Source organism: Comamonas odontotermitis (genome assembly GCF_020080045.1).
GTDB lineage: Bacteria > Pseudomonadota > Gammaproteobacteria > Burkholderiales > Burkholderiaceae_C > Comamonas > Comamonas odontotermitis.
Genome location: NZ_CP083451.1, coordinates 201,056 through 215,026 on the forward strand (window position 1 = coordinate 201,056; position 13,971 = coordinate 215,026).

A 13,971-nucleotide genomic window follows, 5' to 3' on the forward strand; every position below is an offset into this window, starting at 1 on the left:
CGTTAGGCGTAATACTGTCGAGCGCTCGCGCTCAATGTGTCTCTGTGTTCTGGCGCTGCAATGGCCAGCATGGCCTGCATGCGCCCGGAAAGGCTCAGGCCGCGCAGATCGGCCACGCCGTGCTCGGTGACGATCAAGCCGGCATCGGCGCGTGGCGTCGATACCGGACCGGATAGCCGAGCGACGATGCGCGACTGCCCACGTGCAGTGGCAGGCAGTGCCACGATGGGCAACCCGCCGGGGCTGATGGCGGCAGCGCGCAAGAAATCCATGGCGCCGCCCACGGCACCCAGGTACTGGCCAGCTACCACCTCGGCGTTGATCTGACCGGTCAGGTCCACCTCGATCGCGGCGTTGATGGCCACCAGCTTGTTGAGCTGCCCCAGCACGCGGGCACTGTGGGTGTATTCGGTACCGGCAATGCGCAGCGCGGGATTGCGGTGGGCCCAGCGGCGGGTGCGTGCGGTCCCCATCAGCAGCCCGGTCACACTCACACCGGCGTCGATGCCCTTGTGGGTGTTGGTAATGACGCCAGCCTCTGCCAGGTCAGCCGCGCGGTCACCGATGATGCCGCTGTGCAGGCCCAGGTTGCGGTGCCCATGCAGCGCCTGCAGCACCGCATCGGGCAGGTTGCCAATGCCAAGCTGCAGGGTAGCTCCGTCCTCAATGCGGCTGGCGATATGCCGGGCAATGGCGGTTTCGGCGTCACCGGATTTGCCTGCGGGCACGTCCACCACGGGCTGGTCGCTCTGAACCCAGGCATCGACCTCATCGAGGCGCAACGTTGCGCCATGCACCCAGGGTACATCGGCATTGACCTCGGCAATCACGCAGCGAGCACTGCGCATGGCTGCAGCCATGTAGTCGTGTGCCAGGCCCAGACTGCACTCGCCAGCATCGTTGGGGGGCGATACCTGTACAAATACGACATCCACCGCAATACTGCGGCTGGCGATCAGAAGCGGAATCTGCGAGTAGTGGCAGGGCACGGGATCGAGCACGCCCGCCATGCCCAGGGGACGGTGCGAGCCGCCTGCGGCATAGCCTGTCATGTCGATGGCATCGGCATGCTCGGGATGCAGGGTGGCGCTGCCGCCAATGCCCAGAAACACCCGTGTTCGGGCAAAGCGATGGCGCTGTGCAACATAGGCCTGCATCAGCGACAGCGGCTCGGCGGCCGACTGTCCCCAGACGATGGTGTCTCCGGCGCGGATGAACTGCGCCAGATCCAGGTCTGCCAGCGCAAGGTGCCGACCTTGGGCAGAGGGCGACGAGAGCATCAGGCCACGCTGCCATTGCCATGGCTGAGCACAACGATGTTGCGCTCCACCACCAGCGCGCGGAACTGCAATGACTTGCCGTTCTGCCAGATCTCGGTGCGCAGTGTCTCGCCCGGGTAGACGGGGGACGAGAAGCGTGCATGGATGCTGCGCAACTGGCTGGCATCGCCGCCGCAGGCGGTCATCACCAGGGCGTGGCCAACCATGCCGTAGGTGGCCAGGCCGTGCAGAATCGGTTTTTCAAACCCTGCGGCCTGGGCCACGCGGGGATCGGCGTGCAACGGGTTGTAGTCGCCCATCAGGCGGTAGAGCAGGGCCGCTTCTGGGCGGATGCGGTGCTCGAACGTCCACTGTGCAGCGGTATCAGGCGTGGCTGCAAGGGCGGGCAGCGATTCGTCGCTGGGCTGGCCACCCAATTCCTGGCTGTAGCCGCCGTCACCACGGCAGAAGGTAACCTGCTCCAGCGTAGCGTAGCGTGTGCCGTCCTCGCCTTCGAGGCTGCGCTCGCTCACCACGATGGCACCCTTGCCAGCGCCCTTGTCGATGATGCGTGTGACCCGCGTCCTGCCTACCACCTTGGCTTCCACCGGTACGGGCTGGTGGATGGTGGTGCGCTGCTCGCCATGCACCAGCTTGACCCAGTCGATGCCGCTGTCCTCCTGCTTCATCCAGAAGCCGGGGTAGCCCAGTACCGAGCTCATCGTGGGTAGGGCTTGCAGTGGCTGGTCCATGCCTTCGTATACCAGCAGCAGATTTTTCGTGTCGAGCGGGTGGTTGCCTACGCCCAGGCTCAGTGCGTAGAGCATGGTGTCGCGCTGGGTGTAGTTCTGGCGCACTGGCTCGAACGCCCGGCTCTTGAGTTGCTGGTAGTGGATGGCCATGGTGCTTGTCTCTCTGGTTGTTATGGTGCGTTACACCGACGGGAGCGGTGCAACGTGGCTGGAGCGAGGGGGCTCAGATGGGATCCCAGCTGAAGACTTCCGGCGAACGCTCCATGGGCACAAAGGACGATTTCAGCGCAGGTATGGCGTGGCTGGCGATGTCTTCGGGTGTCCAGCCCTCGCCCTGGTGCACCGAACGCAACGGGCGCGGCTGGCTCATCAGGAAGATTTCGTTATTGCGCACGGCAAATACCTGCGCGTTCACGTCCCTGGCATGGTCGCTCAGCAGGTACACGGCCAGCGGCGCGATCTTGTTGGGCGTCATCTGCTTCAACTTGTCCACACGGGCCTGCTGCTCTGGCGTGTCGGTGGGGATCGAGCCGATCATGCGGCTCCAGGCAAAGGGCGAGATGCAATTGCTGCGCACGTTGAACTTGGCCATGTCGAGCGCAATGCTCTTGGACAGTGCCACGATGCCCAGCTTGGCGGCTGCATAGTTGGACTGCCCCAGGTTGCCGATGAGGCCCGAGGTGGACGTCATGTGCACCATGGCGCCGCTTTCCTGTTCCTTGAAGTGGTTGGCCGCAGCGCGTGCCACGTAGTAGCTGCCGTACAGGTGCACCTTGATCACGGCGTCCCATTCATCGACGCTCATCTTGTGAAAGAAGCGGTCGCGCAGAATGCCGGCGTTGTTGACGATGCCGTCCACCCTGCCAAAGGTGTCGACCGCGCACTGCACGATGCGGGCTGCGGCGTTGGCGTCGGAGACGCTGTCGGTGTTAGCCACGGCCTCGCCACCAGCGGCCTTGATCTCGTTGACCACCTTTTGCGCGGGGCCGTCGTCATGGCCTTCGCCACTGGTCGAGGTGCCGATGTCGTTGATCACGACCTTCGCGCCTTCCTTGGCCATGGCCAGAGCCATATCGCGACCAATGCCGCCGCCGGAGCCGGTGACGATGACGACTTTGCCTTCGAGCATTTGGGACATGTCTGTTTCCTTGGATCTGTGTTTATGGAGTGCCTCCGAGGATGCTCTCCAAAAACCGACTTGCCAATTCGCAAATCCAGAGGAAGCCCTTAGGCAAACTGAAACCGTGGGCTCGAAAATGAGCGGACGCGCTCGCGCACGGTATGACGGTGTGCAGCGGCTGTCTTTCGAGAGCGGCTCTTCCACCTGGGGCTGGCAGGTGAGGCGAATGCGGGCTAACCCTTCGTCTTCGTGGCCGCAAAAGGATGCGTTTCAATTTCTGTGATTGCTTTGGCCCGCAGAGCCTGCGACAGTGCCACCATGTCGCAAACCCTCTCATCCGCTGCCGCGCTGACGCCTGCGCAGGTGGCGCACCTGCAAAGCTGGATTGGTAAATCCGAATCCCTGCACGACCTGATTGCTGCCGTACCGGTGGCTGGCCTGTCGGCCACCCTGGACCGCGATGACGCGGCGCCCCAGGCCGGCGACCCTCTGCCGCCGCTGTGGCACTGGGCGAATTTTCTGCCCATGGCCCGACAAAGCCTGCTCGGGCCCGACGGCCACCCGGCGCGCGGCGGCTTTCTGCCACCGGTGCCGCTGCCGCGCCGCATGTGGGCGGGCGGGCGCTTGCAGTGGAATGCCGACAACCCGATCCAGATTGGCCAGAACGTGGAGCGCATCTCGCGCATTGCATCGGTGGACCACAAGGTGGGCCGCTCCGGGGAGCTGCTGTTCGTGCTGGTGCAGCACGAATACCGCAATGAACGCGGTGTGGCGCTGACCGAAGCGCATGACATCGTCTACCGTGCAGCGGCACTGCCGACCGATCCGGTGCCGCAACCTACCGTTGCCGAAACCGTAGCGGCCTGGAAGCGCGAGATCAACACCGATCCGGTGATGCTGTTCCGCTATTCGGCGCTCACCTTCAACGGCCACCGCATCCATTACGACCGCTCTTATGTGACGCAGGAGGAAGGCTATCCCGGTCTCATCGTGCATGGCCCGCTGATTGCAACCTTGCTGGTTGATCTGCTGCGCCGCAATGCGCCTGACGCAGTATTGACCGATTTTTCATTCAAGGCGGTCCGCCCGACCTTTGACCTGCACCCCTTCACCGTGCTGGGCCAGCCGCAGCCCGATGGCAAGACCATCAAGCTGTGGGCGCATGACCACGAAGGATGGCTCACCATGCAGGCGACCGCCACGGTCCGCTGACGAAGATGTTTCGCAAACACTCCTGAAAAAAGAGCTGCCAGCGCTTGCTGGTAGCACACAGAAGGCCTTTTTGATTCAAAAGATTGATTCCATGATCGAACACACCAGCTCCAACAATTTTCACGAAATCCGCGATGCCATCCGTGCGCTGTGTGCCGAGTTTCCCGATGAATATTTCCGCAAGGTGGACGAGGCGCGCGCCTACCCAGAGGCGTTTGTGGACGCACTCACCAAGGCGGGCTGGCTGGCGGCGCTGATTCCGCAGGAATACGGTGGCTCGGGCCTGGGCCTTACCGAGGCTTCGGTCATCATGGAAGAGATCAACCGCTGTGGCGGCAACTCGGGCGCGTGCCACGGCCAGATGTACAACATGGGCACCCTGCTGCGCCACGGCAGCGCTACGCAAAAGGAGAAGTACCTGCCCAAGATTGCCAGCGGTGAATGGCGCCTGCAATCGATGGGTGTGACCGAGCCCACCACGGGCACCGATACCACCAAGATCAAGACCACGGCGGTGAAGAAGGGCGACAAGTACGTCATCAACGGCCAGAAGGTGTGGATCAGCCGCATCCAGCACAGCGACTTCATGATCCTGCTGGCGCGTACCACGCCGCTGGCCGAGGTCAGGAAGAAGAGCGAAGGCATGTCGATCTTCATGGTGGACCTGCGCGAGGCCGAGAAGAAGGGCCTGACGGTGCGCCCGATCCTGAACATGGTCAACCACGAGACCAATGAGCTGTTCTTCGAGAACCTGGAGATACCCGAAGAGAACCTGATCGGGGAGGAAGGCAAGGGCTTCAAGTACATCCTCGATGGTCTGAATGCAGAGCGCACCTTGATTGCAGCCGAGTGCATTGGCGATGGCTACTGGTTCCTCGATCGCGTGACCAAGTACGTGAGCGAGCGCGAGGTGTTTGGCCGCCCGATTGGCCAGAACCAGGGCGTGCAGTTTCCGATTGCCGATGCCTTCATCGAGGTGGAAGCCGCCAACCTGATGCGCTGGAAGGCCTGCGAGCTGTTCGACCAGCACGAACCCATGGGCACCCAGGCCAACATGGCCAAGTACCTAGCGGCCAAGGCGAGCTGGGAGGCAGCCAATGCCTGCCTGCAGTTCCATGGCGGTTTTGGCTTTGCCTGTGAATACGACGTGGAACGCAAGTTCCGCGAGACGCGCCTGTACCAGGTGGCGCCGATTTCGACCAACCTGATTTACTCGTATGTGGCCGAGCACATCCTGGGCCTGCCACGTTCGTTCTGATTTAAAAAAGTGAGCTGATTGCGCGCACCACACAAGCATTTCAAACAAATTTTGTACTGAATTCTTGTGAGGCCAGCGCCGCTGGCTATTCAATGGACACTGAATCAAGAAACCCCGCCATGACACGACCTTTGGATGGGATCACCGTCGTCTCGCTGGAACACGCGGTTGCAGCGCCTTTCTGCGCGCGCCAACTGGCCGACCTGGGTGCCCGCGTCATCAAGGTGGAGCGGCCCGGCAGCGGCGATTTTGCACGCGGCTACGACAGCCGGGTGCGCGGCCAGTCATCGCACTTCACCTGGCTCAACCGCAACAAGGAGAGCCTGGCGCTCGATCTGAAGGACGCGGCATCGCTCGCCGCGCTGAAACAACTGCTGGGCTCGGCCGATGTATTGCTGCAGAACCTGGCGCCCGGCGCGGCCGCGCGCATGGGGCTGTCGTACGAGGCGCTGCATGCCGAGTTTCCGCAACTCATCGTCTGCGATATCAGCGGTTATGGAGAAGACGGCCCGTACCGCGACAAAAAGGCCTATGACCTGCTGATCCAGAGCGAGGCGGGATTTCTCTCCGTCACCGGTACACCCGAGACGCCGAGCAAATCAGGTATCTCGGTGGCTGATATCGCCGCTGGCATGTACGCCTACACCAACATCCTGTCCGCCTTGCTGCTGCGGGGCAAGACGGGCGAGGGCAGCCACATTGACGTATCCATGCTCGAAGCGCTGGGCGAATGGATGGGCTACCCGCTGTATTACGCATTCGAAGGCGCTGCGCCGCCGCCGCGCACCGGCGCATCGCACGCGAGCATCTACCCCTACGGCCCGTTTGTGGCGGGTGATGGCGGCACGGTGATGCTGGGTTTGCAGAACGAGCGCGAATGGAAGATTTTCTGTGATCAGGTGCTGCTTGCGCCGCAACTGGCCACCGATCCGCGCTTTGACAGCAATGCCCGGCGCAACACCAACCGCGAAGCATTGCAGGCCGAGATCCTGCGCATCTTCGGCGCCCTCAAGGCGAATGAGGTCGTGCAGCGACTGGACGATGCCGGTATCGCCAACGCGCACGTCAACGACATGGCGGGCCTGTGGACGCACCCGCAGCTTATCGCCCGTCAGCGCTTTGCCGATGTGGCAACACCTGTGGGCGCCGTGCCCGCCTTGCTGCCGCCCGGCCGCAACAACCAGTACAGCTACCGCATGGACCCGGTGCCTGCAGTAGGCGAACACACCGCAGCGATTCTGCAGGAGTTGCAATTGACACCCGATGCACTGGCTGCAGTGCACAAGGCATCCGGCATCTGATGCCCGTTGGAGATACAAGAACCATGACAACAACACCCGCAACACCTACCCCCGCAGCCCAGTTGGCGCACTTTGCCGCCGAGTTGAAATACAGCGACATTCCCGAGGCAGTCATCCAGAAGACTGAAGACCTGTGGGTGGACTGGTTTGGCTCTGCGGTTGCAGGTCACAATGCGCGGCCGGTGGCCAGCATCACCCGCTTTGCACTGGCCATGGGCCCGCAGCAAGGGCCGTCTGAAGTGATCGGCCCGCAAGGCGCCACCAGCAGCCCCTACCTGGCCGCCATGGCCAATGCGGCTGCATCGCACGTGGCAGAGCAGGATGATGTGCACAACGGCTCGGTGTTCCATCCGGCGGCCGTGGTGTTTCCGCCTGCAGTGGCCGTTGCGCAGGCGCTGGGAAAATCGGGCAAGGATCTGCTCACTGCCTGCGTGGCGGGGTACGAGGTGGGCATCCGTGTGGGCGAGTTTCTGGGCCGCTCGCACTACAAGATCTTTCACACCACGGGCACGGCGGGCACCCTGGCGGCTGCGGCGGCCGTTGGCCATCTGCTGGGGCTCAATGCGGCGCAGATGCTGCACGCCTTCGGCTCTGCAGGTACGCAGTCGGCGGGCTTGTGGGAATTTCTGCGCACGGCGGCCGACAGCAAGCAGCTGCACACTGCGCATGCGGCTGGCGCGGGCCTGATGGCGGCCTATCTGGCACGCGATGGCTTTACGGGCGCGGCAGACATTTTCTGCGGGCCGCAGGGCATGGCAGCGGGCATGTCCACCGATAGCGACCCGGCCCGGCTGATCGACGGCCTGGGAACACGCTGGGCCACGGCGGAGACATCGTTCAAGTGGCATGCGTCCTGCCGCCATACCCACCCTGCCGCAGACGCGCTGCTGCAGGTGATGCGTGAGCACCAGCTGAAGGTGCCCGACATTGCGGGCGTGGTGACCCATGTGCACCAGGCTGCCATCGATGTGCTGGGGCCCGTGGTTGATCCGAGCACGGTGCACCAGAGCAAATTCTCGATGGGAACGGTGTTGGCCCTGGCTGCGCGCCATGGCTTTGCGGGCCTGACCGAATTCGACAACGACTACCGCGCGCAGGACACCATGGCGCTGCGCGACAAGGTCAGCATGGTGCTGGATACCGAAGTGGACTCCGCCTACCCCCGGCGCTGGATCGGCAAGGTGACGGTGACCACCGCCGATGGCCGCACGCTGCACGGCCGTGTCGACGAGCCCAAGGGCGACCCGGGCAATACCCTGAGCCGCGAGGAACTGACCGACAAGGCGCTGCGCCTGGGCGCGTTCTGCAAGGAGGTGCCTGCTGCAAAGATGCAAAACGCCGTACACAAATTGTGGAAAGTACGGGATTGGACCAGGGTCGAAACCTTGCTGCAAGCCGTATAAGACAACAAGCAGGCCATGTACCTGCCACACCCGATAACCGAGGAGACAAGATGCGCTATTCGTTGCTGAAGAAAACTGCAGGCGCGGCCCTGCTGGCCTGTGCGGGCCTTGCCATTCACAGTCAGGCCCTGGCCGAAGACTGGCCGACCAAGCCGGTGGTGATGGTGGTGCCGTATTCCGCCGGGGGCCCGACCGATGTGGTGGCGCGCATGCTGGCCATTCCCATGGGCAAATCGCTGGGCCAGACGGTGGTGGTGGAAAACACCGTGGGTGCAGGTGGCACGATTGCCCCCGCCCGTGTGGCCCGTGCCAAGAACGACGGCTATACCATCCTGATTCACCACATGGGCATGGCTACGGCGCCTGCGCTGTACAAGAAGCTGCCCTATGACCCGCTCAAGGATTTCGAATACATCGGGCAGGTGCTCGATGTGCCGATGACCTTGCTCTCGCGCAAGGACTTTCCGGCCAGCAACTTCCAGGAACTGCTCGCTTACGTGAAAGCCAACCAGGACAAGGTCTCCCTGGCCAATGCGGGCATCGGAGCCGTCTCACAGTTGTGCGGTATGTTGTTCATGCACCAGATCGGTGTGAAGCTCACCACCGTGCCCTACAAGGGAGCCGGCCCCGCGATGAATGACCTGATGGGCGGGCAGGTGGATTTGCTGTGCGACCAGACCACGCAGACTGCCCCCGTCATCAAGGATGGCAATCGCGTCAAGGTGTTCGGCGTGACCACGCCGCAACGGCTGTCGACGATGCCCAATGTTCCCACGCTGGACGAGCAAGGCCTCAAAGGCTTTGATGTGAAGGTGTGGCACGGCATGTATGCGCCCAAGGGCACGCCTGCCGAAGTGATCAAGAAGATCAATGCGGCGCTCAATGTGGCCTTGAAGGATCCGGTGGTGGTGCAGCGCATTGCTGACCTGAGCAGCGAACTGGTGACACCCGACCGCGCTATGCCGCAGAGCCTGAAAACCTTGCTCGAATCCGAAGTGAAGCGCTGGAACACGGTGATCCGCGCTGCAGGGGTGACTGCGGAGTGAGCGGATTTTGATCGCCAGTCGCCGGGGTAGCCTGGGGCTGCCTCTTCGATCCGAATCTGCGTATGGTGCGGGTTGTGAAATGTTGGTTTGCTATGAAATTTGAGAATCACCCCTTGGCCAGTGCCACATCGTGGCTGTTCGTTCCGGCCAGCCGTCCCGAACGTATTGGCAAGGCCCTGGCCAGCGGTGCCGATGCCGTGATCGTAGATCTGGAGGATGCGGTGGCGCCTGCCGACAAGGATGCGGCACGGGATGCATTGCTGGGAGCGATGCAGACCTTGGCTGCTCCGCAGCGTGCGCGGGTGCTGGTACGCATCAACGCGCCAGGTACCCAGTGGTTTGATGGCGATGTACGGGCGCTGCGCGAGCTATGCCAGCAGGGTTGTGCAGGCGTCGTGCTGCCCAAAGCCGAGGAGGCTGCTGCACTGGAGTTGCTGGCTGATGCGGTGGGCGATGGTGGCGTGGTGGTGCCCATCATCGAATCGGTGTGGGGGTTGCATTGCATCGACACCATCGCACAGGCGCCCAAGGTGCTGCGGCTGGCATTTGGTCATCTGGATTTTCAGGTGGACGCAGGCATGGCCTGTGCCGCTGATGAAACCGAGTTGGTGCCAGTGCGGCTTGCGGTGGTGCTGGCATCGCGCCGTGCGCAATTGCCCGCGCCGATCGATGGTGTCACGGTCAACACGCAGGACGGCAGCGTGGTGCGGACTGACGCCGAGCGCGCCGTGCGCGGCGGTTTTGGTGGCAAGTTATGTATCCATCCGATGCAGGTGGCCGAAGTGAATGCCGCCTATACCCCAAGCGGCGCACAGCTGCAATCGGCGCAACAGGTGCTGGCCGCGGCAGAGGCTGCGCAAGGCGGCGTCTGTGTAGTGAATGGCCGCATGGTGGATGCGCCGGTGATTGCACTGGCTCGCAAGACGGTTCTTCGTCACCAACTGGCGACACGCCGCGCTGAAACGGTCTGACACGTTCTGCCTGCAACCCGCCGATATACTCGCTGCAAGATGGCACTGTGACTTGGCAGTGCCGAAAACGCAGGAGTGAAACATGTTCAAACACACCATTACCGCTGCCGCACTGGCTGTGACCGGCATGGCCCATGCATTTGTGCCCCAGGGAGGCACCTGGATCATCAGTGATGAGTTGAACGGTGCACCTGGCCGAGGTTTTGCCATCGATGTGCAAAACGACACGGTGGTGATGCAGGTCTATGCATACGAACGCAACGGCCAGCCGACGTTCTACATGGCTACTGGCCATCTGGGCGATAACAATATCGTGGACGCCCGCCTGGGCCGCTATGAAGGTGGCCGTCATCTGGGTAGCGGCCCGCAAAGCGGCGTTGAGCGAGGGAGCCCGGGCAATGTGCGTATCCGTTTCATCAGCGGTACCCAAGGCTTCATCACCCTGCCGGGTGAGCCTGAAAAGGAACTGAAGCGCTTTCAGTTTGGCTATGACAACAGCCCGGAGGCATTGTTGGGCCTGTGGAGCGCCGTCTATGCCAACACGGCAGGGCTGATCGAGCATGACCCCATTGAGCTGACGCGTGTGACGCAGGGTTCGTCGTACAGCACCGGGATGGCCGTGTCGTATAACGGCTTGTTTGCCTGCGAGCAGATGATCCGGGGCACCGATGCTGGCAAGACGCAGTGCGTCAAATTCCGCAGCAGCACATCGAGCGATACAGTGCGCTCGTTTGTGATGACCTGGAGCGTGAACCAGGGAGAAGGCAGCTGGCGCTTCAGCAATGGCTCGGACGAGGGCGCAGTCTATGCCAACCGTCTGACGCAGGGATCGGGGCGCATCACCGGTATTGTGCGCAAGGTGTCTGTCGAGGCCGCGCCAGAGCAGGCAAACAATGACGCCGCACTGCGCGCAGCACTGGAAGCGTTGGCCGCTTCGCGCTGAAAATCGCCTTCCATGCCAAGCCCCAGCCCTGCCGGGGCTTTTTTCATGGTGCGGTGGTTCTGCCTGGGGCAGCTACGCAGCGGCCGCCGTCGGTCGCGCTGAGTGCGATGCGGGGAATAGTCCTGGCCGCTACAATAACGGCCTCATTATTTGTCGTCCCAATGGGTTCCCTCACCCCCATTCACCAAAAAGGATTGTCATGACACCCGTTCAGGCATCGCCATCGCGCATGCCGCATTATCTTCCCCTCCTGGTGGCGTTCCATATCGCCATCGTCATCGCCAGCAACTACCTGGTGCAGTTGCCCATCACGCTGCTGGGATTTCACAGCACCTGGGGAGCATTCAGCTTTCCATTCATCTTTCTCGCGACGGATCTGACCGTGCGCCTCATTGGCAAGGGGCCGGCACGGCGCGTCATCGCGCAGGCCATGCTGCCTGCGTTGGTGGTTTCCTACGTTGTCGGTGTGCTGTTTCATGAGGGGCGCTTCAACGGAATGGATGCCCTTTTCGATTTCAACAGCTTTGTCTTTCGGATTGCGTTTGCCAGCTTTGCCGCCTATGTGTTGGGGCAACTGATGGACATTCAGGTATTTGACCGCATCCGCCAGCAAAGCCGTGCTTGGTGGCTGGCGCCTGCTGCTGCTTCGGTGTTCGGGCAGGCGCTGGATACGGTGGCGTTTTTCTTCATCGCTTTCTGGCGCAGTGACAACGCTTTCATGGCGGCCAACTGGGTGGAGATCGCCATGGTCGACTACGTCATCAAGCTTGCCGTGAGCCTGCTGCTTTTCGTGCCTGCCTACGGCGTGCTGCTGGCGGCCATCGTCCGCAACATGCGGCAGGGTACCGTACCTGCGGTGGCAGCGCCATGAATTCGTCACGACGAGCGCTGGTGCTGTTTTCGGGCGGGCAGGATTCGGCCACCTGCCTCGCATGGGCTTTGTCGCGCTATGGGCATGTGGAAACCCTGGGCTTCGATTACGGCCAGCGCCATCGTGTCGAGCTGGACTGCCGCACCAAGCTGCGCGAGGGGTTGCTGGCCATGCAGGCACAGTGGACAGGGCGACTGGGCGATGACCATCTGCTGCATGTGGATGTGCTGGGCCAACTGGGCGCCAGTGCCATGACGGATGACGTGGCCATCGCCATGCAGGCCGACGGTCTGCCCAACACCTTTGTACCAGGGCGCAATCTGCTGTTCTTCACCCTGGCTGCGGCACTGGCGTATCGACGTGGGCTGGACGTACTGGTCGGCGGTATGTCGCAGACGGATTATTCGGGCTATCCGGATTGCCGCGACAACACCCTCAAGGCGCTGCAGGTGGCATTGAGCCTGGGCGTGGACCGGCCGTTGACCCTGGAAACCCCGCTGATGTGGATCGACAAGGCGGAGACCTGGGCGCTCACGCACGCGCTGGGTGGCAATGCACTGGTGGAACTGGTGCGACGCGACTCGCATTCCTGCTACCTGGGGCAGCGAGAGCAGCTGCACAGCTGGGGTTATGGTTGTGGTGCGTGCCCCGCCTGCCAGTTGCGCGCCCGGGGGTGGGAGCAGTGGAGCGAGCTGTCTTGAGCGGGAAGCTGCGAGGCGGAAATCTGCAGTTTTCTGTGCCTGCTGTGAATGGATGCAAAGACGCCCTGTGTAGAAACAGGGCGTTTTTCTTTTGCGGGATACGCAGTCGTTCAGTCGACCCGCGCGCCCGTGGCCTTGACCACGGCTGCCCACCGGTCGATTTCGCGCTGAATGTGTGCGTCCAGCTCCTGCGGCGTGGAGCCCACAGGCTCATAGCCGCTGGCCGCCAGCTGCGTCTGTACCTGCGGGTTCTTCAGCGCCTTGGCAATTTCCTGGCTCAGTTTGGCAGTGATGTCGGCGGGTGTACCCGCAGGGGCAATCACGGCATACCAGCCGGTGATATCGAAGTCCTTCAGGCCCTGCTCCTGCACCGTCGGCACTTCGGGTGCCAGCACAGACCGCTTGGCACTGGTGACTGCCAAGGCATGCAGCTTGCCGCTGCGTACATGCGGAATGGAGGTGGAGATGCTGTCGAAGGTCAGGTCGATATCGCCCGCCAGCATGGCGTTGACCACGCCGGCGCTGCCCTTGTAGGGCACATGCGTCATCTTGATGCCTGCGGCGCTGGCAAAAAGCTCACCCGCCAGATGCCCCGTATTGCCGTTGCCAGCCGAGCCGAAGGTCAGCTTTCCTGGTGCTGCCTGCGCGGCCTGGATCAGCGCAGGGATGTTCTTTGCTGGCAGTTTGCTGCTGCCCACCACGATCATCGGCAGATTGGCAACCAGCGAGACCGGTGCAAAATCCTTGCGCGTGTCGTACGGCAGTTTGGGGTAGAGGCTGTCGTTGATGGCATGGGCGGCCAGCACCATCAGCACGGTGTAGCCGTCAGGCTTGGCACGCGCCACATACTGCGATGCCAGGGTGCCGCCTGCGCCAGGTTTGTATTCCAGCACCACCGACTGACCCAGCTGCTGCTGCAATTGCATGGCCAACGGCCGACCCAGCAGGTCGGCGCTGCCGCCGGGCGGATAGGGAATGACCAGCTGTATGGGCTTGCTGGGCCAGTCCGCAGCATGGCCCAGGCCGGGCTGCAGCGAGCAGGCGGCGAATGCCAGGCTGGCGAGCAGTGCGCGGCGCATGGTGGAAGGGCGGGGGTGGTGCATCCGTGTCTCCTGGGCCATCATCAATTAAGGG

General features: G+C 62.6%; 13 protein-coding genes. 9 read left to right on the forward strand and 4 right to left on the reverse strand.

The genetic code is table 11. The features are described 5' to 3' along the window. Nucleotides 1-2 precede the first annotated feature (2 nt). The 3 genes from LAD35_RS00890 to LAD35_RS00900 all read right to left on the reverse strand — a co-directional run bounded on the left by LAD35_RS00890 (nucleotide 3) and on the right by LAD35_RS00900 (nucleotide 3,140). Entirely contained in the window at nucleotides 3-1,280 is a 1,278-nt protein-coding gene (locus LAD35_RS00890) for an acetyl-CoA hydrolase/transferase family protein (RefSeq protein WP_224150894.1), read from the reverse strand. Next, nucleotides 1,280-2,161: a MaoC/PaaZ C-terminal domain-containing protein gene (locus LAD35_RS00895; RefSeq protein ID WP_224150895.1), complete on the reverse strand. Its 882-nt coding sequence runs from the start codon at nucleotides 2,159-2,161 to the stop codon at nucleotides 1,280-1,282. Before LAD35_RS00895 ends, LAD35_RS00890 begins: the two co-directional genes overlap by 1 nt. Before the next feature lie 73 nt (nucleotides 2,162-2,234). Continuing rightward, entirely contained in the window at nucleotides 2,235-3,140 is a 906-nt protein-coding gene (locus tag LAD35_RS00900) for an SDR family NAD(P)-dependent oxidoreductase (protein ID WP_377779539.1), read from the reverse strand. A 309-nt stretch (nucleotides 3,141-3,449) separates the two neighbouring features. Between LAD35_RS00900 and LAD35_RS00905 the strand changes: the two genes are divergently transcribed. The 9 genes from LAD35_RS00905 (at nucleotide 3,450) to queC (ending at nucleotide 12,837) form a co-directional block, all read left to right on the forward strand. Beyond that, nucleotides 3,450-4,343: an FAS1-like dehydratase domain-containing protein gene (locus LAD35_RS00905; RefSeq protein ID WP_224150897.1), complete on the forward strand. Its 894-nt coding sequence runs from the start codon at nucleotides 3,450-3,452 to the stop codon at nucleotides 4,341-4,343. Nucleotides 4,344-4,434: 91 nt separating this feature from the next. Then, nucleotides 4,435-5,601 carry an acyl-CoA dehydrogenase family protein gene (locus tag LAD35_RS00910; RefSeq protein ID WP_224150898.1) on the forward strand — a complete coding sequence of 389 codons (1,167 nt, stop codon included), beginning with the start codon at nucleotides 4,435-4,437 and terminating at the stop codon, nucleotides 5,599-5,601. Nucleotides 5,602-5,720: 119 nt separating this feature from the next. Beyond that, nucleotides 5,721-6,902: a CaiB/BaiF CoA transferase family protein gene (locus LAD35_RS00915; RefSeq protein WP_224150899.1), complete on the forward strand. Its 1,182-nt coding sequence runs from the start codon at nucleotides 5,721-5,723 to the stop codon at nucleotides 6,900-6,902. A gap of 23 nt (nucleotides 6,903-6,925) precedes the next feature. Continuing rightward, complete coding sequence (locus LAD35_RS00920) at nucleotides 6,926-8,305, forward strand: MmgE/PrpD family protein (protein WP_224150900.1); 1,380 nt, start codon at nucleotides 6,926-6,928, stop codon at nucleotides 8,303-8,305. 50 nt (nucleotides 8,306-8,355) lie between these two features. Then, nucleotides 8,356-9,351, forward strand: a complete 996-nt coding sequence (locus LAD35_RS00925; protein WP_224150901.1) for a tripartite tricarboxylate transporter substrate-binding protein — start codon at nucleotides 8,356-8,358, stop codon at nucleotides 9,349-9,351. Nucleotides 9,352-9,443: 92 nt separating this feature from the next. Continuing rightward, a complete protein-coding gene (locus LAD35_RS00930; protein ID WP_224150902.1) occupies nucleotides 9,444-10,322 on the forward strand; it encodes an HpcH/HpaI aldolase/citrate lyase family protein in 879 nt (292 codons plus the stop codon). 82 nt (nucleotides 10,323-10,404) lie between these two features. Continuing rightward, nucleotides 10,405-11,265 carry a hypothetical protein gene (locus LAD35_RS00935; protein WP_224150903.1) on the forward strand — a complete coding sequence of 287 codons (861 nt, stop codon included), beginning with the start codon at nucleotides 10,405-10,407 and terminating at the stop codon, nucleotides 11,263-11,265. A 199-nt stretch (nucleotides 11,266-11,464) separates the two neighbouring features. Continuing rightward, nucleotides 11,465-12,136, forward strand: coding sequence for a 7-cyano-7-deazaguanine/7-aminomethyl-7-deazaguanine transporter (locus LAD35_RS00940; protein ID WP_224150904.1), 672 nt, complete (start codon nucleotides 11,465-11,467; stop codon nucleotides 12,134-12,136). Then, complete coding sequence (gene queC / locus LAD35_RS00945) at nucleotides 12,133-12,837, forward strand: 7-cyano-7-deazaguanine synthase QueC (protein ID WP_224150905.1); 705 nt, start codon at nucleotides 12,133-12,135, stop codon at nucleotides 12,835-12,837. Before LAD35_RS00940 ends, queC begins: the two co-directional genes overlap by 4 nt. Nucleotides 12,838-12,947: 110 nt before the next feature. On the opposite strand, the gene LAD35_RS00950 is transcribed toward queC, so the two are convergent. Further along, a complete protein-coding gene (locus LAD35_RS00950) occupies nucleotides 12,948-13,940 on the reverse strand; it encodes a tripartite tricarboxylate transporter substrate binding protein (protein ID WP_224150906.1) in 993 nt (330 codons plus the stop codon). Nucleotides 13,941-13,971: the final 31 nt, after the last annotated feature.